Annotated in this window: 19 protein-coding genes and 1 other RNA gene; 12 read left to right on the top strand and 8 right to left on the bottom strand. The window is 66.7% G+C overall.

The features are described 5' to 3' along the window. Positions 1-73 precede the first annotated feature (73 nt). The 9 genes from prfB to ssrA all read left to right on the top strand — a co-directional run bounded on the left by prfB (position 74) and on the right by ssrA (position 9,163). On the top strand, positions 74-1,180 hold the full coding sequence (gene prfB, locus G6N28_RS03445; RefSeq protein WP_163897049.1) for a peptide chain release factor 2: 1,107 nt from the start codon (positions 74-76) through the stop codon (positions 1,178-1,180). Continuing rightward, complete coding sequence (locus tag G6N28_RS03440; RefSeq protein ID WP_163897048.1) at positions 1,170-2,120, top strand: mechanosensitive ion channel family protein; 951 nt, start codon at positions 1,170-1,172, stop codon at positions 2,118-2,120. The genes prfB and G6N28_RS03440 overlap by 11 nt, the downstream gene beginning before the upstream one ends. Continuing rightward, positions 2,113-2,601 (top strand): Rv3103c family proline-rich protein, encoded by a 489-nt coding sequence (locus tag G6N28_RS03435; protein WP_163896464.1) that lies wholly within the window; start codon positions 2,113-2,115, stop codon positions 2,599-2,601. The genes G6N28_RS03440 and G6N28_RS03435 overlap by 8 nt, the downstream gene beginning before the upstream one ends. A gap of 20 nt (positions 2,602-2,621) precedes the next feature. Continuing rightward, positions 2,622-3,311 (top strand): cell division ATP-binding protein FtsE, encoded by a 690-nt coding sequence (gene ftsE / locus G6N28_RS03430; RefSeq protein ID WP_163897047.1) that lies wholly within the window; start codon positions 2,622-2,624, stop codon positions 3,309-3,311. Continuing rightward, complete coding sequence (ftsX, locus tag G6N28_RS03425) at positions 3,311-4,207, top strand: permease-like cell division protein FtsX (protein WP_163897046.1); 897 nt, start codon at positions 3,311-3,313, stop codon at positions 4,205-4,207. Before ftsE ends, ftsX begins: the two co-directional genes overlap by 1 nt. Position 4,208: 1 nt before the next feature. Then, positions 4,209-4,715 (top strand): SsrA-binding protein SmpB, encoded by a 507-nt coding sequence (gene smpB / locus G6N28_RS03420; protein WP_163897045.1) that lies wholly within the window; start codon positions 4,209-4,211, stop codon positions 4,713-4,715. 103 nt (positions 4,716-4,818) lie between these two features. After that, positions 4,819-5,661, top strand: coding sequence for a maleylpyruvate isomerase family mycothiol-dependent enzyme (locus G6N28_RS03415; protein ID WP_163897044.1), 843 nt, complete (start codon positions 4,819-4,821; stop codon positions 5,659-5,661). A gap of 254 nt (positions 5,662-5,915) precedes the next feature. Further along, positions 5,916-8,681, top strand: coding sequence for a CocE/NonD family hydrolase (locus G6N28_RS03410; RefSeq protein ID WP_163897043.1), 2,766 nt, complete (start codon positions 5,916-5,918; stop codon positions 8,679-8,681). 114 nt (positions 8,682-8,795) lie between these two features. Next, positions 8,796-9,163, top strand: a transfer-messenger RNA (tmRNA) gene (gene ssrA / locus G6N28_RS03405). Between the two features lie 209 nt (positions 9,164-9,372). Here ssrA and G6N28_RS03400 read toward each other — a convergent pair. From G6N28_RS03400 to G6N28_RS03385, 4 genes are read right to left on the bottom strand one after another with little or no spacing between them, the layout of a single operon-like run. Beyond that, positions 9,373-9,840: a hypothetical protein gene (locus G6N28_RS03400; protein WP_235674451.1), complete on the bottom strand. Its 468-nt coding sequence runs from the start codon at positions 9,838-9,840 to the stop codon at positions 9,373-9,375. Positions 9,841-9,842: 2 nt separating this feature from the next. After that, complete coding sequence (locus G6N28_RS03395) at positions 9,843-10,079, bottom strand: hypothetical protein (protein WP_163897041.1); 237 nt, start codon at positions 10,077-10,079, stop codon at positions 9,843-9,845. A gap of 13 nt (positions 10,080-10,092) precedes the next feature. Further along, positions 10,093-10,890 carry a hypothetical protein gene (locus G6N28_RS03390; RefSeq protein ID WP_163905786.1) on the bottom strand — a complete coding sequence of 266 codons (798 nt, stop codon included), beginning with the start codon at positions 10,888-10,890 and terminating at the stop codon, positions 10,093-10,095. Between the two features lie 20 nt (positions 10,891-10,910). Then, positions 10,911-11,519 carry a TetR/AcrR family transcriptional regulator gene (locus tag G6N28_RS03385; RefSeq protein ID WP_163897040.1) on the bottom strand — a complete coding sequence of 203 codons (609 nt, stop codon included), beginning with the start codon at positions 11,517-11,519 and terminating at the stop codon, positions 10,911-10,913. 160 nt (positions 11,520-11,679) lie between these two features. Between G6N28_RS03385 and G6N28_RS03380 the strand changes: the two genes are divergently transcribed. Next, on the top strand, positions 11,680-13,164 hold the full coding sequence (locus G6N28_RS03380; protein WP_163897039.1) for an HNH endonuclease signature motif containing protein: 1,485 nt from the start codon (positions 11,680-11,682) through the stop codon (positions 13,162-13,164). Between the two features lie 156 nt (positions 13,165-13,320). Here the strand turns inward: G6N28_RS03380 and G6N28_RS03375 are convergent, their stop codons facing one another. Genes G6N28_RS03375 through G6N28_RS03360 form a run of 4 tightly spaced genes read right to left on the bottom strand, consistent with a single transcriptional unit; the run spans position 13,321 to position 18,224 of the window. After that, positions 13,321-14,100, bottom strand: a complete 780-nt coding sequence (locus G6N28_RS03375; RefSeq protein ID WP_163897038.1) for a prolipoprotein diacylglyceryl transferase — start codon at positions 14,098-14,100, stop codon at positions 13,321-13,323. Then, positions 14,084-14,506: a signal peptidase II gene (locus tag G6N28_RS03370; RefSeq protein WP_163897037.1), complete on the bottom strand. Its 423-nt coding sequence runs from the start codon at positions 14,504-14,506 to the stop codon at positions 14,084-14,086. Before G6N28_RS03370 ends, G6N28_RS03375 begins: the two co-directional genes overlap by 17 nt. Positions 14,507-14,509: 3 nt before the next feature. After that, positions 14,510-17,146, bottom strand: coding sequence for a TlpA family protein disulfide reductase (locus G6N28_RS03365; protein ID WP_163897036.1), 2,637 nt, complete (start codon positions 17,144-17,146; stop codon positions 14,510-14,512). Between the two features lie 10 nt (positions 17,147-17,156). After that, complete coding sequence (locus G6N28_RS03360; protein ID WP_163897035.1) at positions 17,157-18,224, bottom strand: fibronectin type III domain-containing protein; 1,068 nt, start codon at positions 18,222-18,224, stop codon at positions 17,157-17,159. Positions 18,225-18,916: 692 nt separating this feature from the next. Here G6N28_RS03360 and G6N28_RS03355 point away from each other — a divergent pair. Together G6N28_RS03355 and G6N28_RS03350 are read left to right on the top strand one after the other, a co-directional pair. Then, positions 18,917-19,729 (top strand): MlaE family ABC transporter permease, encoded by an 813-nt coding sequence (locus G6N28_RS03355; RefSeq protein ID WP_276001424.1) that lies wholly within the window; start codon positions 18,917-18,919, stop codon positions 19,727-19,729. Beyond that, on the top strand, positions 19,729-20,598 hold the full coding sequence (locus G6N28_RS03350) for an MlaE family ABC transporter permease (protein WP_163897034.1): 870 nt from the start codon (positions 19,729-19,731) through the stop codon (positions 20,596-20,598). Before G6N28_RS03355 ends, G6N28_RS03350 begins: the two co-directional genes overlap by 1 nt. Positions 20,599-20,612 lie beyond the last annotated feature (14 nt).

Here is a 20,612-nt window from a genome sequence, read left to right as displayed (position 1 = left end):
CCCGATGCTAAACGCGGGGCAGGCTCGTTGCCGCCAGTGAGGCGGAACCGACACGCCGGTAGGCTGATTTCCCGTGGATACCGACCGTCAAGCTGATATCGCAGCGCTGAGCTCCACCCTGACCACGGTGGAGCGGGTGCTCGACGTCGAAGGGCTGCGCGGTCGCATCGAGAAGCTCGAACACGAGGCCTCCGACCCCAAGCTGTGGGACGACCAGGCCCGCGCACAGCAGGTCACCAGCGAGCTGTCGCACGCCCAGGGGGAGTTGCGTCGGGTCGAGGAGCTGCGTCGCCGCCTCGACGACCTGCCGGTGCTCTACGAGCTGGCCACCGAGGAGGGCGGCGCCGAGGAACTGGCGGAGGCTGACGAGGAGCTGAAGTCCCTGCGCGCGGACATCGAGGCGATGGAAGTGCGCACCCTGCTGTCGGGTGAGTACGACGAGCGCGAGGCGGTCGTCACGATCCGCTCGGGTGCCGGCGGGGTGGACGCCGCGGACTGGGCCGAGATGCTGATGCGGATGTACATCCGCTGGGCGGAGAAGCACGGCTACCCGGTCGAGGTGCTCGACACCTCCTACGCCGAGGAAGCGGGCATCAAGAGCGCGACGTTCGTGGTGCACGCGCCGTTCGCCTACGGCACGTTGTCGGTGGAGCAGGGCACCCATCGGTTGGTGCGGATCAGCCCGTTCGACAACCAGAGCCGCCGTCAGACGTCGTTCGCCGACGTCGAGGTGCTGCCCGTGGTGGACACCACCGACCACATCGACATCCCGGAAAGCGATGTGCGCGTGGACGTGTACCGCTCCAGCGGTCCCGGCGGCCAGTCGGTCAACACCACCGACTCCGCGGTCCGCCTCACCCACATCCCGACGGGGATCGTGGTGACCTGCCAGAACGAGAAGTCGCAGCTGCAGAACAAGCTGTCGGCCATGCGGGTGCTCCAGGCAAAGTTGTTGGAGCGCAAGCGGTTAGAGGAGCGTGCGGAGCTCGATGCGCTGAAGGGCGACGGCGGCAGCTCGTGGGGCAACCAGATGCGCTCCTATGTGTTGCACCCCTACCAGATGGTCAAGGACCTGCGCACCGAGCACGAGGTCGGCAACCCCACTGCCGTCCTGGACGGAGACATCGACGGATTCCTCGAAGCCGGAATCCGGTGGCGCAACCGACGTGATGACGAGTAGCGGTTATCTCGCGTTCTCGCCGCCCCAGGGCTGGCATGACTTCTGGCACGGTCCCATCGGCGAATGGATCCTGACCAAAGGGCTGCGGATCACGCTGCTGTTGATCAGCGCGGTGCTGGCGGCCCGCTTCATCAACTGGGCGGCGATGCGGGTCACCCGCCGGCTCGAGGAGGGCTTCCAGACCGGCGAGAACCTGGTGCGGACGGAGGCCTCCAAGCACCGCCAGGCGGTCGCCTCGGTGATCTCCTGGGTGTCGATCGTGCTGCTGTTCGTGGTGGTCGCCATGCAGATCACCAACATCCTCGACGTGCCGGTCGGCTCGCTGGTGGCCCCGGCGGCGGTGCTGGGTGCCGCGCTCGGCTTCGGCGCCCAGAAACTGGTGCAGGACCTGCTGGCGGGGTTCTTCATCATCACCGAAAAGCAGTACGGCTTCGGCGATCTGGTGCAGGTGAACATGCTGGGCGCCCCCGACGCCGCGGAGGGCACGGTCGAAGAGGTCACGCTGCGGGTGACCAAGCTGCGCACCAGCGACGGCGAGGTGTTCACCGTCCCCAACGGCAACATCGTGCGCTCGTTGAACATGTCCAAGGATTGGGCGCGCGCGGTGGTCGACATCCCGATTCCGGTGACCGCCGACCTCAACCGGGTCAACGAGGTGCTCCAGGAGGTCGGCGGCGCGGCCACCGAGGACCGCATGCTCAAAGACCTGCTGCTCGACCAACCGTCGCTGATGGGGGTGGAGAGCATCGGGCTCGACAACGTGAACCTGCGCATGGTCGCGCGCACCCTGCCCGGCAAGCAGTTCGAGGCCGGCCGGCGACTGCGGGTGCTGGTGGTGCGGGCACTGGGTAAGGCCGGCGTGGTCACCCCCACCGAATCGACGCCGGTGGTGGAGGGTCTGCCTCACACCGCTCGATCGTCGGAGCGATCCGGTGGCTGATCGCAAGTCGCGCGTTCCCAGCCATCTGTTCGGCGGCCGGGTCCGCACGTCGACGCTGGCCCTGATCGCCGCGTTCGCCGCCGTGTTGTGGCTGCAGCAGACCTATGAGCCCGAACCGCAGCCGGCCCCACCGGAGACGCAGTTCGTGCCGCCGGGCTTCGTCCCCGACCCCAACTACACCTGGGTGCCGCGCACCCGGGTGCGCCAGCCGACGACCCCACCGACGACGACCACGACCACCACCACCACGACGACAACGACGCCGACCACCACGACACCCACCACCACGCCGCCGTCGACGCCGACGTCGCCGATTGAGGGGCCGGCCGAGAACACGCCGACGACGGTGGTGGATCCGGATGGTTTCGGGCCGCTGCCACCGCAGACCCAGACCGTGCCACCGTCCCCGGCGGGCCCGCCGAACCCGGCGCCGTTCGCGCCCGGCTGGCCCCCGGTGACGACGACGGCTCCGCCCAGCTAGCACCGCTACACTGGCCACCCGTGATCACCCTCGATCGAGTTTCCAAGCAGTACAAGTCGTCGGCGCGCCCCGCGCTCGACAACGTTTCAGTCAAGATCGACAAGGGCGAGTTCGTCTTCTTGATCGGCCCGTCGGGCTCGGGCAAGTCGACGTTCATGCGGTTGTTGCTGGCCGAGGAGACGCCGACGAGCGGTGACATCCGCGTCTCCAAGTTCCACGTCAACAAGCTGCCCGGCAGGCACATCCCCGGCCTGCGCCAGGTGATCGGCTGCGTGTTCCAGGATTTCCGGCTGCTGCAGCAGAAGACGGTGTTCGAAAACGTCGCATTCGCGCTCGAGGTGATCGGCAAGCGCGCCGAGGTGATCAACCGGGTGGTGCCCGACGTGTTGGAGATGGTCGGGCTGTCCGGCAAGGCCAACCGGCTGCCCGCCGAGCTGTCCGGTGGTGAGCAGCAGCGCGTGGCCATCGCCAGGGCGTTCGTCAACCGGCCGCTGGTGCTGCTGGCCGACGAGCCCACGGGCAACCTCGACCCAGAGACCAGTAAGGACATCATGGATCTGCTTGAGCGCATCAACCGCACGGGCACGACGGTGCTGATGGCCACCCACGACCATCACATCGTCGACTCGATGCGTCAGCGCGTCGTCGAACTCGAACTGGGCAGGCTCATTCGCGACGAGCAGCGCGGCGTCTACGGAATGGACCGCTAGTGCGCTTCGGCTTCCTGATCAACGAAGTCCTGACCGGATTTCGTCGCAACGTCACCATGACGGTGGCGATGATCCTGACCACCGCGATCTCGATCGGCCTGTTCGGTGGCGGCCTGCTGGTGCTGCGGCTGGCCGACCAGTCCCGCGCCATCTATCTCGACCGGGTGGAGAGCCAGGTCTTCTTGACCGACGACGTCTCGGCCAACGACCCGACCTGCGACGCCGACCCGTGCCAGGCGCTGCGTGAGCAGATCGAGAACCGCGACGACGTGCGGTCCGTGCGCTTTCTCAACCGCGACCAGGCGTACGACGACGCCATCGCGAAGTTCCCGCAGTACAAGGACGTCGCCGGCCGCGAGGCGTTTCCCGCGTCGTTCATCGTCAAGCTGGAGAACCCCGAGGAGCACCGCGAGTTCGACGAGGCCATGGTCGGCCAGCCCGGCGTGCTCAACGTGCTCAACCAGAAGGACCTGATCGACCGGCTGTTCGCCGTCCTGGACGGGCTGTCCAACGCGGCGTTCGCCATCGCGTTGGTGCAGGCCGTCGGTGCGGTGTTGTTGATCGCCAACATGGTCCAGGTCGCGGCGTACACCCGTCGCACCGAGATCGGCATCATGCGGCTGGTGGGCGCCAGCCGCTGGTACACCCAGCTGCCGTTCCTGGTGGAGGCGATGCTCGCGGCGTTCATCGGCGTGATCATCGCGATCATCGGGCTGATACTGGTGCGCGCGTTGTTCCTGGAGAACGCGCTCAACCAGTTCTACCAAGCCAACCTGATCGCGCAGGTCGACTACGCCGACGTGCTGTACTTCAGCGCCCCGTTCATGTTGTTCTTGGGGCTGGCGATGTCGGGCATCACGGCCTACATCACGCTGCGGCTCTATATTCGACGCTGACATGGCCAAGAAAGCCGCCAAGAAAGCCGACCCGTCGCGGTCCGGCAACAACAAGGTCATCGCGACGAACCGCAAAGCGCGGCACAACTATTCGATACTGGAGACCTTCGAGGCCGGGATCCAGCTGGTCGGCACCGAGGTCAAAAGCCTGCGCGAGGGTCATGCGTCACTGACCGACGCGTTCGCCACCATCGACGACGGCGAGGTGTGGCTGCGCAACGTGCACATCCCTGAATATCACCACGGCAGCTGGACCAACCACCCGCCGCGGCGAAACCGCAAACTGTTGTTGCACCGCAGAGAGATTGACCGGCTGATCGGCCGGATCCGCGACGGCAACCTCACGTTGGTGCCGCTGTCGCTGTACTTCTCCGACGGCAAGGTCAAGGTCGAGTTGGCGTTGGCCCGCGGCAAGGAGGCCCGCGACAAACGTCAAGACCTGGCCCGCCGCGACGCGCAGCGCGAGATCACCCGCGAGCTGGGCCGCCGCGCCAAAGGTATGCCCTAGCCGGCTCTCCTTTTTGCGCGAGCGGGCGTGTCAGAGGGCGACACGCCGGTCTGCGACGCGATTTTGCGTACGCTCGCCGGTGGGCAGCGATACGTTCTGCGGCGTGAGTACTTCGCGCCAACCGACCATCCTCGACAAATCCGCCGTGCTGACCGGGCTGTTCGGGGTCTGGGACGACGTCGCCGCGCTCGGGGCCGGCCTGGACGACGCGCAGTGGCAGGCGCCGACCGCGCTGCCCGGATGGAGCGTGCGCGACGTCGTCGCCCACCTCATCGGGGTGGAGTCCATGCTGCAGGGGCGCGACACCCCCGACGCCGACGTCGACGTGTCCACGCTCGAACACGTGCGCAACGACATCGGCGCGATGAACGAACGCTGGGTCCGCCAGCTGCGGCGGATCAGCCCCGCCGAGCTGCTCGAGCAGTTCCGCTCGATCACGGCCGACCGCCGCGAGGCGCTGACGGCGCTGTCCGACGACGACTGGAACGCCGTCACCATGACACCGGCCGGCCCGGACAGCTACGGCCGGTTCATGCGGGTGCGGGTGTTCGACTGCTGGATGCACGAGCACGACATCCGCGACGCGATCGGCCAACCGGCTTCGGAGACCGAACTGGTGCGGCCCGCGGCCGAGCTGGCGCTTGACGAGGTGGCGGCCAGCATGGGTTTCGTGGTGGGCAAGCTGGGCGGGGCGCCCGACGGGGCACGGGTGTCGATCGAGCTGACCGGACCGCTTGCCCGCACGATCAACGTCGCGGTCGCGGGCAGGGCACAGGTGGTCGACGACTTCGGTGCCGAGCAGCCCACGTCCACGATCCGGCTCGACGGGCTGCTGTTCACCCGGCTGGCCGGTGGCCGCACCCCACTGGATCACGACGCCATCACCTACAGCGGCGACGAGGCCGTCGGCCGGCGCATCGTCGAGCACCTCAACTACGTGATCTGACCGGTACCCGAGAACGGATAGATCGGGCGAAACACACACCGCGCCAGGGCGGTTGGTATCGGACCGCGCCCTCGGCTACGGCATCATCCTCGGGGATATCTTCGGCGATCTGCCGACCGGAAAAAGCAGTCTGCGGTCGATCGCGGGGCGGTAGTGACCGGGAATCTGCCGAAATCTTCCGCGAGGCGACCGGAGTCGGCTAGAAATTGATCACTTGTCGGTTTGGTGGGCGGTGCCGGTAAAGGGGGGGAAGCGTGAGCGCTTCTCGGCATGTCGGACGTGTGGGAGCCTTGGCGGTCGCGTTGGGCCTGGGCGTGGCGGTGGTCACCGGGACGGGGGTGGCGTGGGCCGAGCCGGGCAACGAATCGTCGACCTCGGACTCGGGGCCGGAGCGTTCGGTCGGTTCGGGCGAAACGAACGATGCGGCCGAACAGGACGGCCGGCCTGACAGCGACACCGTCACCGAAACCGACCCGGCCGACGACGAGGAGACGGGCTCGGCCGCGACGGAGCGGTTCGAGCCGCCGGACGACCCGGCGATCGACGAAACCCTCGTCGTCGAAGTGGATCCCGCCGACGACAATGCCCCGGTACGTCGCGGCGGGAAAAGCGATTCAGCCTCGTCGGAGCAGACCGAGGCGCCGGACGCCCCGGCGATCGACGAAGCCCCCGACCCGGCGACCGACGAAACCCCCGACCCGGCGATCGACGAAACCCCCGATCCGGAGATCGGCGAGGCCGACGACGTCGCGGCGCCCGTGCTGTCGCGGCAGGTGTCCGTGCCGGTGCCGCCGCCGGCGCCGGAGCAGCCCGAGCCCGAGGCCGACGCACCCGTCGACGCGCCGATCTCGTTACCCCGGTTGGTCGCCGACCTGGCCGGCGGCACGCTGTTCGGCACCGGCCCGGGCGCGCCCATCGACTCGCCGGCGGTCTGGGCGTTGCTGGCCTTCACCCGGCGTGAAATCGCCCTGCAGCCAACCGCTCTCACCGTCGCGCCGGCACAGGCGCCGGCTACCACCAGTCTGTTCGTCGGCGGCAACCCGATCAGTGTGTTGCCGGTGGTTCCGGAGCTGGTGGACGGCGTCATCCGGGGCGACGTCGACGCCGTGGATGCCAGTGGGCTACCGCTGACCTATACCGTCGTCGGTGCACCCAGCGCGGGCGGCAAGGTGCTGCTCGATCGGCAGACCGGCGAGTTCAGCTTCCTGCCGTACGGCACCGTCGTCAGCTCCGGGGGGACCGAAAAGTTCGGCGTGCTGATCGCCGAGACCACACCGTTCACCGCGTTCCTGCAGGGGCTGCCGATCGTGGGCGCGTTCGTCCCGAGCATCGTGACCGCGCTGCATCAGGCGCCGATCCTCAACGTGCTGCTGAGCCCGCTGATCGGCCATTCGGCGACGGTGACGGTCAACGTCGACGTCGGCGCGCTCGCCCCGGGGGACACCCCGGTGGCGTTCACCGTCCACGTGCTGTCGTTTGACGGCACGCCCATCAGCACCAACTTCTTCCCGGCTTCCGGGCTGCAGGGCGGTCAGACCGCGCCGACGGTCCTCAACGGCCCGGGCCTCGGTTCGGCCGGAAACATCGATCCGGACTCGGAGTGGGACATCACCGGCCTGGTGCCCGGTCTGGTCCCGCTGCGCGACGCCGGCTACAACGTCATCACCTGGGATCCGCGCGGGGAGCACGCCTCGGGCGGCGTCCTGCAGCTGGACTCGCCGTTCTTCGAGGGTCGCGACGTCTCCGCCATCATCGACTGGGCGATCGCCCAGGGCGCCACCACCGTCGTCGCGGGCGATCCGCTGCTCGGCATGGTGGGGGGCTCGTACGGTGGCGGCATCCAGCTGGTCACTGCCGGCATCGACGACCGCGTCGACGCGATCGTGCCCGGCATCGCGTGGAATTCGCTCAACGAAGCCCTCTACCCGAACCAGGCGTTCAAGACCAGCATGGCGTCGCTGTTGCTGCTCGACCTGGTGACCACCGGCGCCCGCATCAACGGTCAGATCTACGCCGGCATCCTCAGCGGCGCGTTGTTCGGCTTCCTCACCCCCAGCGCCCAGGCCCTGCTGGCCAGCAGCGGGCCCACGGTGTTGGTCAACAACATCACCGCGCCGACCTTGTTGGTCCAGGGCACCGTCGACGTGTTGTTCACGCTGCGGCAATCGGTCACCAACGCGCAGATGCTGGCCGCCAATGGGGTGCCGGTGAAGATGATCTGGTACTGCGGCGGCCACGGTGTCTGCCTGGATCCGGTCGATCTCGACTATCAGGACGCGATGGTCATGACCGCCACGCTCGCCTGGCTCGACCAATACGTGAAGGGCGACCCGGAGATGCCCGCCGACGATATCCCGCGGTTCCAGTTCGTCGACCAGAACGGGGACTTCTACTCGTCGGATCTGTTCCCGTTCGACCCGGGGTTCGCCGGCACCGCCCTTGTCTCCTCGGGCGCCGGCGGACTGCTGGCGATCGCCCCCGTCATCGGCGGCTCGGGACCGCAGACTCTCATTCCCTTCCCGTATGCGCTGCCGTCGGCCGCCCCGGCCAGAAACGCGCTGAGCCTCACGGTGCCTGCGCCGTCGCCGACCGAGACCACCCGGATCGTGGGCGCGCCGGAGCTCACCCTCACCTATCAGGGGCTCGGCACCGGCCGGTTCGTCTACGCCCAGCTCGTCGACGACGCGACCGGCCTGGTGGTCGGCAATCTGGTCTCACCCATCCCCGTGATCCTCGACGGACGCACCCGCACCGTCACCGTCCCGATGGAAAGCGTGGTGTACACCATGGAGCCGGGGGACTCGCTGACGTTGCAGGTGACCAGTTCGGCCACCGCCTACGAGAACTTCCTGGCGTTCGGGGCGGTCAACGTGTCCGAGGTGCAGCTGTCGTTGCCGACCGTCGCCCCGGGTGTGCTCGCGCCCGAGTTCGCCTCTGCCGTCGCGTCGGCACCGGGATGTTCGGCCGAGCGGTGTCATCCGACGCTGCCGGACCTCGTCCAGGGGCTCATCCCCGCCTGACCCCACGGCGAGCTGCGGGCCGCGGGCGGGAATAAATGACTGGGCCGACTGTTGAAGCTGACGTACCATTGATTGTCCTGCCAGGACGGCGGGTGTTGTTCGACAACTAGACATGGGGCTGAACGGTTTCGACTTCGAGTGTCGAATCAAGGGAAGCGTGCCGGTGCAGGCAAGAGACCACCGTAAGCGTCGTTGCAACCAATTAAGCGCCGATTCTCATCAGCGCGACTACGCCCTCGCTGCCTAAGCGACGGCTAGTCTGTCAGCCCGGGAACGCCCTCGACCCGGTGCCTGGCATCAGCTAGAGGGATCCACCGGTGAGTTCGGTCGCGGGGCTCATCGGGACACCAACAGCGACTGGGATCGTCATCCTGACTTGTCCGCGTGATCAGGAGATCCGAGCAGAGGCATAGCGGACTGCGCACGGAGAAGCCTTGAGGGAACACCGCAGGACCCGGGTTCGATTCCCGGCAGCTCCACAGGGGAAAAGCAGGCCAGAGTGTATTTTCGCTCTGGCCTGCTTCTCGTTTGGGCACATTCTGGACACAGGTCGTCGGGAACAGGTGCCCGTACGGATCGCGCGTCACCGGCGTCGGTGATGCCGTCCCTCCCAGACGTGGGCAACTGCGGCGCAGCCGTGAGGTAGTAGGCACCCGGCCAATGGCTGCCGGCCAGCAGCGGGTGAGCGAGGTCACGCCAGATGACGCGATATCACCCAGCGCGCGACCAGGAAACCGAGCAGCCCGCAGTACACCGCCTTGACCGCCATCAGAGCGGCCAGTGACCATTTCGTCATCCCGAGCCCGTGCAGTGCCCAGAACAGCGCGATCACCACCACCGCGGCGGCGGCACCGAGCACCGGCCCGGCGACCCAGCCGCGCCGGGGCAACCGGTGCAGCCAGCGCGACGACGACGCGTTCCGCGAGTGCACGCGACCAGCCTTCTCCTCCCGCCGTACGCCCCACTGGGCGAATATCCCCACCAGCGTCGACAAGATCAGCGAGGTGATGACGAAGTTGACCACCAGACCGTCGGCGCCCCATATCGGCTGAGCTCCCTTGTGTCGCAACGAGAGCCAGTCGATGGCCGGGTTGACCACGAAATTGATCAGCCCGGCCACCGCAGCCTGGGTCCGGATATACGCGGCGGTCGTCGCCACCCTCACTCCCGGGGAGCGGTGGCACGCAACGCAGCTTCGACATCGCCAGCGGCGAAGGCCTTGCGTCGTTGTGCGGCAAGGTCTTTCAGATATTCCTTTGCCCTCTCCGGTGCCGCTGAATATGTCCGCCACAGCTCGCGGGGTTTGTCCGGGAAGGCGATGATGCCCTCACCGGCGGCGACTCCGGCCAGGATGATCGCCGCCGCATATTTCACTCTGCCCTGTTTCTGTTGCGACATATCGAGGGCGACGCTACGGGTGTGCGGCGAGGAACGTTCTGTGCGGCAGGCCGGCCGAAAGCGCCTCGACGTCGAACGGCCGGTCCAGCAGCGCGTGTAGTTGTTCGCGATCGACGAGCTGACTGATCTCTGGGGTCTGGCGGGCGAAAAGCCGCCCCAGATAGGGATAGAGCCGACGCATTATTGCGCGTTCGGCCGACGTGCAGGTCGCTGCGCAGTAGCCGACATGCCCGATCTCGTCGGTCAGAATCTCCCGGTACAGAGAATCAATCCGGGCCGCCACGGCGGGCTCGTCGGCGAACAGCTGGATTCCTACCCGCCGCAACTGATCGAACATCACGCATCCAGCCATCTCGCCGGCACCGACGGCCGCTACGCCGAGGCGTTCGGGTGTGAACACGCTGAGCTTGACGAACTGTCGCATCACAAACGGAGGCGGCGAGACCTGAAATTGCAATCCGAAGATGTCGAGCACATAGGCGAGCAGCTTGGTGTGGTAGTGCTCCTCGAGTTCGATGTACACCCGCTCGAGCGGCCGGTCTTTCCCGCTGTTGATTCCATAGGCCTCCCCGAGGTTGACCCCGAAACGTTCGGCCTGATTGAGCTTCGCGGTGGCCAGCAGGAAGAGCATCTCGGGGCTCAGGCCCGGTTCCGGCCGACGCCGTCTGAGGTTGGCGTTGAACACATCCTGGTCGATTCGACGGGTCGATCGAACCGGGTTGCTTTCGATATCGGCAAAGTACTCCTCACGGTTGGACAGGCGCCGGTTGAGCGCGTCTGCTTCGCCGTCTCGTTCGACGAGAAACTCCATATAGCCGTCGATCCCAGTACTCACAACGCCTCCATTCCGGTAACCATCGTCTTCACGAATTGGTCCAGCAGCCTCTTGCGTGCGCCTGCGGTTGTCGCGAGTGTCGTCAACAGGGCAAACATTCCGTTGAGGAAGATGATGGTCAGCTCGTGTGGTTGCACGGACGCCGACAGCACGCCCTCGTGTTGCGCGCGAGTCATTACCCCCAGTACGTACTCGGCCAGTGGATGCTCATCGAGTTGCGCTTCCGTTGGTCGTGCAGAGGAGAACACCAGTCCCAGCATTTCGCGGAAGATGGTTTCGCCGAGCCGCCGCTCAGCGACCAGCACTTCGGTGACGACGTCCGAAAGAGCTGATTCTAAATCAGGTGGGGGCGAACGCTTTTCGAGTTTGGCAACGATTCGGGTTTCTTCGCCGTGCTGCAGTTCGGCGAGGACGTGCTCCTTCGTCGGGAAGTGGAAGTAGAACGTCCCCCGAGCAACGCCAACCGCGCGCGCGATCGCGCTGACGTCGGCGCCACCTAAGCCCACCCGGCCGATCTCGGCGACCGCGGCGTCGAACAACCGCGCTCGCGTCTCGAGTCGTTGCGCTTCACGAGCGCTGGCTGCGGTGGACACCACGGGGGCCATGGCGCCACGGTAATCTCGTCACTGACGGTCGTCAATGACGAGTGTCAGTGAGGGTGGCAGGGTGTTGTTGGACAACTCGGACCGGCCGCGCTGTGGATAACGCGACCCTGACAGCGCGACCCTGACAGAAAGTTCGAGTCAGTGGTTTGTCGGTGTTCGAATGTATGTTCGAGGTATGTCGGGGAGCGGGTTGCAGGCGGCGATTGCCGAGCTGCGTGGCGCCTATGAACAGGTGGCCGCCTGCGATCTGGAGTTGTTGACCCGCCCGGATCTGCTGGCCGCTCTCGATGAGATCGAGACGTTGTCGTGTCAGCTGCCCACGATGAGCCAGCGGTTGTTGGCGCGTCTGCAGACCGAGACCACGCCGGGCGAGATGGGCGCGCACTCGTGGAAAGAAGTGCTGCGGGTGCGCTACCGGATCTCCACCAGCGAGGCCAACCGGCGGTTGGCCCAAGCCGAACTGTTGGCGCCGCGCCAGGCGGTGACCGGCCCGGCGCTGGCGCCGGTGTTGCCCGCCACCGCCGCCGCGCAAGCCCACGGGTTGATCAACGCCGAACACCTCGAGGTCATCCGTAAATCGATGGCCAAGCTACCGGGCTGGGTGGATGCGATTACCCGTGATCAGTTCGAGGTCGACCTGGTGCGCACCGCGGTCAACGTCGGACCCAAAGAACTCACCGACACCGCGGACCTGAGGCTGTTTCTGCTGGATCAAGACGGCCCCGAGCCCACCGACGTCGAGCGGGCCCGCAAACGCGGGGTTAAGAAGTCTCCACAAGGCCCTGACGGGATGGTGCAACTGCGCGCGATGCTCACGCCGGAGGCATGGGCGGTGTGGGAGGCGATCTTCGCCAAATACGCCGCACCGGGCATGTGCAACCCCGACGATCCCCAACCCTGCACCTCAGGCACACCCACCCAAGCCCAGATCGACAACGACCACCGCAGCCTGGCCCAACGCCAACACGACGCGCTGATCGCCGTCGGACGCATCGCGTTGATGAGCGGTGAACTCGGCCAACTCAACGGGCTACCGGTCTCGGTCATCATCCGCACCACCCTGCAGGACTTAGAGTCTCGCGCCGGGATCGGCACCACCGGCGGCGGCACCGTCATGCCGATCACCGACGTGATCCGCCTGGCCGGCCACGCCAACCACTACCTGGCCGTGTTCGACAACGCCACCGGATCCGCGCTGGATTTGTTCCGCGCCAGACGCACCGCCTCACCCGCACAGCGGATCATGCTGATCGCCCGCGACGGCGGCTGCACCAAACCCGGCTGCACCGTCGGCGCCTACGGCTGCCAAGCACACCACGTGCACGCCGACTGGGCAGCCGGCGGCAACACCAACGTCGACGAACTCGGACTGGCCTGCGGACCCCACAACCGCAGCGTCAACAACGACGGCGGCTGGAGCACCCGCATGAACACCCACGGCGAAGTCGAATGGCTCCCACCACCAAACCTCGACACCGGCCAAGCCCGCAGCAACTACTACCACCGCCCCGAACGCCTGCTCCGACCCGACGACCAACCGGCCGGCGGCGACCAGGTCGCCGGAGACGAACCGCGCGCCGCGACATCAACCGACCCAGCCGACGAACCCGGCGGGCCCGCACCCCCAGGAGACCAAGCGGCCTAACCGCCCACGCCAAACACCGCAGCGCCCCGGATAACCCGACGGCGCCGGCATCAACACGCCCGGACATATAGGGCGCCGAGAAGCCCGCGCAGATTGGACATCGGGACGCGTTCACCAGAGGAGGCCGTAGGGATGCGGCACTACTTCGTTGGATCCTCACGGACGCCAGAAAACCAGGATCAGCGAACCGATCGCGCCGACCGCGATCGCGAGGGCCACCAGCTGATTGATCCGGACCCGGCCCCAAACGATCGCCGGCCTTTCCCGCAGCGGCTCGAGAAGAAACCTGCCTGCGCCGTACCAGGCGAGAACGGCCAGTGCGCCACTGCCCGCAGGGGAGCCCGTGGGCCACAGGGCGAGAAAGCCGAGCAGACCGAGCAGCCACCAGGCCATTTCGAGGAATTGCACCGGAACGCGTCGCTTACGCACACCAACGGTGTCATGCAGGAAAACCCCGAACGGTCCGTCGGTCTCGCGCCCGCCGCAGCAGCCGTTCAGCACGCACCCCAGCCGGATCCAGAATCCCCCCGCGAGCACGCCGACGGCCATCTGATCCCACAAGACAGCGGCGGGGACGCTGATGACGGCGGCAGCGGCGAACGAGGCGGGGATGAACGTGAGCAGCGCACCGAAGACGCCCATTCCCCCGGATGCGGTATGCCACAACGCGCGTGGCGAGTCCCCGCCGAGGTAGCGCGGCGCTTGCACGAGCAAGTGGTATATCCGGGCGCCGACCAAGCCCGCGAGCGCGCACACCATTGCCGCCAGCCCGACGGGCAGCGGCGACAGCCCCGCCGCGTCCGCGACCGCCGCCGTCGTCAGCGTTCCGACGCAGATGCCAACCGCCAGAAAGACTTTGTACGAGTTGACCCGCCACCCCGCGATCGTGACGAAGCGCGGAAGCCCCGAAACGGCGAGTTCAGCCCGCGACGGCACCGACTGCCCTCACCAGTTCGAACCCGATGCCCACGGCACCGGCCGCGAGCGCGACATCGGCAACGTTAAACGCCGGCCAGAATCGCAGGCACACGAAGTCCGTGACCGAACCCCGCAGCGAGCTTTCGATCACATTGCTGAGCGAGCCGCCGAGCAACAGCCCGACGAACACGGCCGACGACGGCAATGCCGCGGCGGCGGCCATCAGCGCCGCGGCCGACACCGCCCACATCAACAGACCTTTCGAGGCAGGCGCGGCCGACCGAGACCACCACAACCGTCCCGCGACCACCCGTAGGCACCCGAACGGCCCCAGCCGCAGGCTTGCGAACCGGCTGCTGCGAACCGCAAGCTTCACCGCTTGATCGACGGCCAGCACGAGGCCTGCGGTCAGGACCAGCTGCATGAGTCAACCACTCGTGACCGATTTCGGCCGGTCGTGATCGTGCGCCGTTCCGAATTGGACGTGTTCGACGCACCCGTCGGCGTCGATCTTGACGGTGGTCGGCCAGCACCGCACCCCGTATCTGCGGGCGATGCGCTGCTGATGGTCCTGCGCGAGCGGGAACGTCAGGCGCAGACGCTTGCGGATCTCGTCGACCGCTTCGCTCTTGGCGCCGCCGTGAAAGCCGACGATGAACGGCGCGTCCCGGCCTTCCTGGTGCATCTTCTGCAGCCGTTGCAACTCGGAAAGACACGGCGCGGACCATGATTGCCAGAAGGTGAGCAGCACATCGCGGCCGCGAAAGCGGTGCAGCGCATACGGGTGCTCGCCGTCGTGAAACCTGGCGTTCGGAGCCGCTTCACCTGGCGCGACGGTCAGTCGTAGCGGGCGGAAGTGCGACGGTGTCGGCGGGCCTTCGAGCGTGTCCAGCACGGCAGCGAGTTCTCCGGGCCGGGGTTCGCCTTCGTGCTTCCAGACGAACTCGTGCCTGGCGTTGATCAGAAACATCGACGGCATCCGGGAGACGCCGAACGTCTGTGTCCAGCCGCCGTCGTCGTCCTGGGTGATGTGCACCGCTGGAAGACCGTCGTGAGGCAACCCGAGTCGGCGTTCCACCTCGCCGCGAGGTGCGTCGAACGTCCCGGTCGGCACCACGACGGTCACCACCAGCGAAGGGCTGCTGCGTGCCTGGCGCCACGCGTCGACGAGCGGGTCAAGCGGCCGATCCCGCTGATCATCCACGAAGTACACCAACGCATTTCGCTGAGGTGAGGTGTCCCCGGGGAAAGCTGCCACGCTGGTGTGGCCTGCGATCGCCTGATTCAACGGGACCGTGTCGGCCAGACCCGGCCGCCAGATCGGGATCGCGACCGGCCGCCACCACGACGGAATGTCGATCCCGAACTCCGGCTCCTGCACCTGACACGTCGTGCCGGCCGCGACGCTCGACTGCTGCCCGGACGGGGTGATCTGCGTGCCCTCGATCCGCAGACAGATCTGGCTGACGCTTGCGAGCCCGGCCGGCTTGGGAAGGATGAAGCGGTGCTCGTCGACCACGGTTTTCTGAGCGCCTGACCAAATGCTCGCGGGATGCGAATGCTCCACCCATGTCCAGACGAACCGTCCGATGGTGCCGGCGGGAATCCAGCTGTTCAGCGCCGTGAACGCGGCGCCCCCGTGGGTCTGTTCGACCTTGACGACCGGTGGGCGGCGCGCCTGCCCGTGAATCTCACCGCGTACCAAGACGATCTCGGGCGTGATCTCGACAGCCGTGTAGGACGCCGACGCGGCGGTGTCGAAAGTTCTCAGCCCGCGGGTGAGCCCGCTTCTGGCATCGTCGAACACCTTGCGGATCGCGGGTCGGTTCTGCGCCAACGCGTTGTCGAGTTCGGCCCGTACGACGCTGGTCGCCCTGCTGTGCGGGATGAACCACGACTCGTCGACCTCGGGTTCGCCCGCGCGTTCGAGGCTGATCCTCTGGCTTCCCGGATCCAGGACCAGTACAAAACGTTGTCTGAAGCTGACGAACCCGTTGGGCGCCCACGACGTATCGGTTTCCGCCGCGACCCGGCCCGCGATCTCGATCGCGCCGGCCTTGAAGGTCAAAGTGGGCCCGGAACTGAAGCGCAACCGGTACTTCACCGAAACGGAACCACCGAAGATGGTGCTGATCGTGAAGGTCAGCGGGGGCCGGTTTCTGACCGCCTCACGGATCGCCTCGAGGTCGATCAGGGTGTTGACCTGTTCCTTGCTGACCGCGAACCCGAATCCGCTTGAGCCGAGGAAGGATTGCGTGATGCTGTGCAGACCTGCCGGTGCAGGCGGACCCCCCGACAGTTGGTACGGCAGCGCGACGACTTGGTTGGGCCCGGACCCGAGGCCCTTGAAGTCGGCGAACGCGAAGTCGTGGGGCAGATCGACGGGCAGCAGCGATACGCCTTCGCGGATGAACTTGCGAACCTCGGCGGCGATCCGGCTCACTGCTGAGGGCGACAATCCGCTGCCGGGCGCCGCGGTGAAGTCAATCTTGGCGTCCTGCGCCGACGGCCGGATGAGCAGCCGACGTCCGGTCCCGTGCGGTGTCTGTCTGACGTCGAAGGTGGCACGCACCTCGCCGTGCACCGACGGTGGCAGCTCGGTGGTGCCCGGGTCCGGGTAATACTGCGCCCGCACCGCCGCCCGAATGACGACCTCGGTCGACGAGCCGTCGGGCACCGTCACCGTGATGGACGAGACCTGCAGTTTGGCTCTGCCACGCACCACATCGGGAGGCAGCTCGAACTCCCAATCGCGATCGAATCCCTCGAAGGCGTCCGTGAACATCCGCACCGCGCCGGGGGGCGCGGTCGCGGTCAGCTGGTCGCGGAGATCGGTGAGCCCACGGCCGGTCCGCGCACGCTGATAGGCGACCAACCAATCCCCGAACGCCCCGACGTCCGGGAGTCTGCGGCGCGGATCTCCGATGCGTGTGGCCACACTGTGCATCAGCTTCAGCGGTGTGTCCTGATCACCGTTCTGGTGAAGGGTTCCCAACAGGGCGTTGAGCTGTCGCACGGCGATCTGCACCACCGCGGGGTAGTCGCCGGTGTAGGGATTGGCCATGGCTGCCTCGCTAAAGGATCGGCGTGAGTCGCAGAGCCAGCGCTGCGTAGTCCACTCCGTCGGCGCGCTGTGCGGTGATGGGGACCGACGCGCTTCCCGGCGCATCTCCGATGACGATGCCGACGCCGTTGGCCATGCCGGTGAAACGCAACGTCTGGTTGTAGTTGGTGATCGCTGCCGATGCGGTGGTGAACATCTGAACGACCAACTCGTTCACGGCTGATATGACCGTCTGCGACAGCGCCGTGCCTGCTTCGGTGCCGGCGTTCGCGGTGACGGCGCCGAACGCCGACACCGCGATGTAGGAGACCGAGCACCCCTCGACGGTGATCGACGCCGCACCCGCGCGCTCGACGGTCACCGCCACCGGTTGCTCGCCCGCCGGGGGATTGAGCAACCCAAAGAACTCGTGGTAGATGAACGTGCCGTTGATCGCCGTCAGGGCCGCGTTGTTGAGGCCCACGACGCCAAGTGAGGTCATGGGGTTGCCGCCGTAAGTGGCCGTGCGCGTGGGTGATCCACTCGGTGGCAGAAATCCACCCCGATGCGCCCACCGCATGCCCACGACGACGACCGCTGTGGAATCGGCGGTCGCGGTATGGGGCCATGTCGCCGTGGCGGTGTTGGTCCCGGACCCCGAACCCCCCGCGCCCGCGGCGTCAAAGGTCGGCGGCGGCAGCGTGGTACCCGTGACCGGCGCGGACGATAAGGACAGGTCGCCGTCGGCGAATTTGGCCTTGGCCGTGTAGGTGTAGGTGGTGGCTGGTTCAAGCGCGGCGTCGTCGTCGTGGCTGGCCAGAGACGCGGTCACGCTGAACCGATACGGCGGGCCCGAGGGCCCCATCGGATTGACCTTGGTCCGTTCGAACTCGATTTCCGTCGCGGTCGGGTCGATCACCCACGTCAGCGTTATGACGCCCAGGCTCTTGCCGGTCGCCGATTCGATCACCGGTGCGGGCTCTGGTTCCTCGATACGGTCGAGCCCGAAGACCTCATCACAACCGGCGAAGCCGAGCAGCAACACCACCGGCACGACGATGGCCGGAACAAGTAGCACGAGCAGCAGCCACTCGGTCATTAGAAGTGTGAGCATATGCCGAGGTCTGCGGTGCCGAGGTCCTTTGACCCAGATGGTCGAGCCTTTTCCGCAGCGCGACCCGGGGTCGAGGAGATGGCTGGCGCTTTCGGCTGGAAAGTGTTGGCCGCAAATCGTTTTGGGTCGCCTGTGACGATCCCGGGCCGCGCACCGAGGGGCTCACGTCGGCGCATCATTCGGCACGGCTGGCGGGCGGCTCCACACTCGAATAACGACGAGATCCGTCGTGGACTTTGACGTCGATCGGTAAGCTTCGCAAATCTGCCTTCACGGGGTCGCGGGCGCCCCCGAGCCCAACACTGCTGGCAGCCGTTTCGTCACCAAATCATCGGGCGGAGCTAGCAAATTATGCTTTACGGATTTGCTTGAAATTGTCGCGTGCGTCATATTCAATGGCTTCCCTAGACGGACGTTTAGCACCGGGTCAAGCGCTCGTGGTCGAGCACCGCCGGTAAAGCGCACGACTGGACCGGCTTGTCTTTGCTGGGCCAGCAATCGTTGCATCGATCGGGGGAGGAAATCGCGTTTTGACGGTGAAGGCGCATGACGCGACAGCGGTTGACGCGGCGACTGATACCGCAGTCGGTCCGCTGCGCTGTGTCGATGCGAACCCGACCGTCATCGACGACGAGGCCTCGGCTCGCGTAATCGCCGATGCGCCAAGGCAGAACGCCTTGATCCGAAATGTTCGGCTCCGACGTGTCCTCGATCGCGCCGATTCGTCGCTGCAGACTCTGGGCCGCTTCTTCGACCTGGCTGTCCAGTCGTTCCGGCACCTGATCGTGGATGTGATCCGGCTGCGACACCCGTGGCGCGACACCGTCAACCAAGCGTGGTTCATCATCAGCGTCACCGCGATACCGGCGTTGCTGGTGTCCATCCCGTTCGGGGTCATCGTGGCGGTCCAGGTCGGCAGTTTCATCCAACAGGTCGGCGCTTCGTCGATCTCGGGTGCAGCGGGAGGGCTCGCGGTGATCCGTCAGGGGGCCCCGATGGTGGCCGCACTGCTGCTGGGCGGCGCGGCCGGTTCGGCGGTGGCCACCGATCTCGGCGCCCGCACGATCCGTGAAGAGGTCGACGCGCTGCGCGTCATGGGCATCGACCCGGTACGACGATTGGTCACCCCGCGGCTGGCGGCGATCGTGTTCGTGGCGCCGGTGCTGTGCTCCTTCATCATCTTCATGGGGCTCGCGGCCGGCTACGCAATCAATGTCGGCTTTCAGGGCGGCACACCGGGCAGCTACATCGCGTCGTTCGCGTCGTTCGCCAGCGTCAGCGACGTCGTCGTAGCCATGCTCAAGACCTGGCTTTTCGGCGTGGTAGTGGTCCTCGTCGCCTGCCAGCGCGGTCTCGAGGCCAAAGGCGGCGCGCGGGGAGTGGCCGACGCCGTCAACGCGTCCGTCGTCATCGGCGTGGTCGCGGTGTTCATTCTCAACCTGATCATCACGCAGGGAGTGTCGATGTCCATGCCGCTGAGGATGGGCTGATGGCGCGGGTTTCGCTGCCCTCACAGCATCGGCCTCGTGTCCTGCGAGGCCCCTGGTGGGTCGTCGACCGCGGCGACGCCCTGATCCAGCGCCTCGGGCACCAGACCTCGTTTCTGCTTCAGGTGATCGCGGCGATTCCCCACACGCTCAGGCACTACCGGCATCAAACGGGCGTGCTGTTGGTCGACGTGATGTGGGGCAACGGATCGGTCATCGTCGGCGGAGGCACCATCGGCGTGCTCGTGCTGATGGGCGCGGCCGTCGGCGCATCGGTGGGTATCGAGGGCTACGACGCTCTGGACATGGTCGGCATGGGCCCGCTGACCGGGTTCATCTCCGCCTACGCGAACACCCGCGAGATGGCACCGATGATCGCGGGAATCGGTTTCGCGGCGCAGGCGGGATGCCGGATGACCGCCGAGATCGGCGCCATGCGGATTTCCGAGGAGATCGACGCGCTGGAAGCCCTTGGCATCCGCTCGATCCCGTTCGTGGTCACGACCCGGGTGCTCGCCGGGATGGTGACCATCGTGCCGCTGTACGTGGTGACGCTGGTGCTGAGCTACCTGTCTTGCGCGCTGGTCGTCAACGTGCTGCACGGGCAGTCGTCGGGCACCTACTACCACTACTTCAACTCGTTCATCCAGCCTTCCGACGTGGTGTTCTCGGTGCTCAAGGCGCTCATCTTCGTGACCCTGATCATCGCCATCCACGGCTACCAGGGGTACTACGCCAGCGGTGGCCCCGAGGGCGTCGGACGGGCTTCGGGTCGAGCCATCCGCGCCAGCATCGTCACCGTGGTCGCCGCCGACATGGTGCTGACGCTGTTGTTCTGGGGCGGCAGCGCCGGCATTCGGATCTCGGGGTAGCCATGCCGACTTTG

The sequence above is a fragment of the Mycolicibacterium pulveris genome, from assembly GCF_010725725.1.
Taxonomy (GTDB): Bacteria; Actinomycetota; Actinomycetes; order Mycobacteriales; family Mycobacteriaceae; genus Mycobacterium; species Mycobacterium pulveris.
The sequence above is the reverse complement of the archived record's forward strand: the minus strand, read 5'-3'. Positions and strand labels throughout refer to the sequence as shown.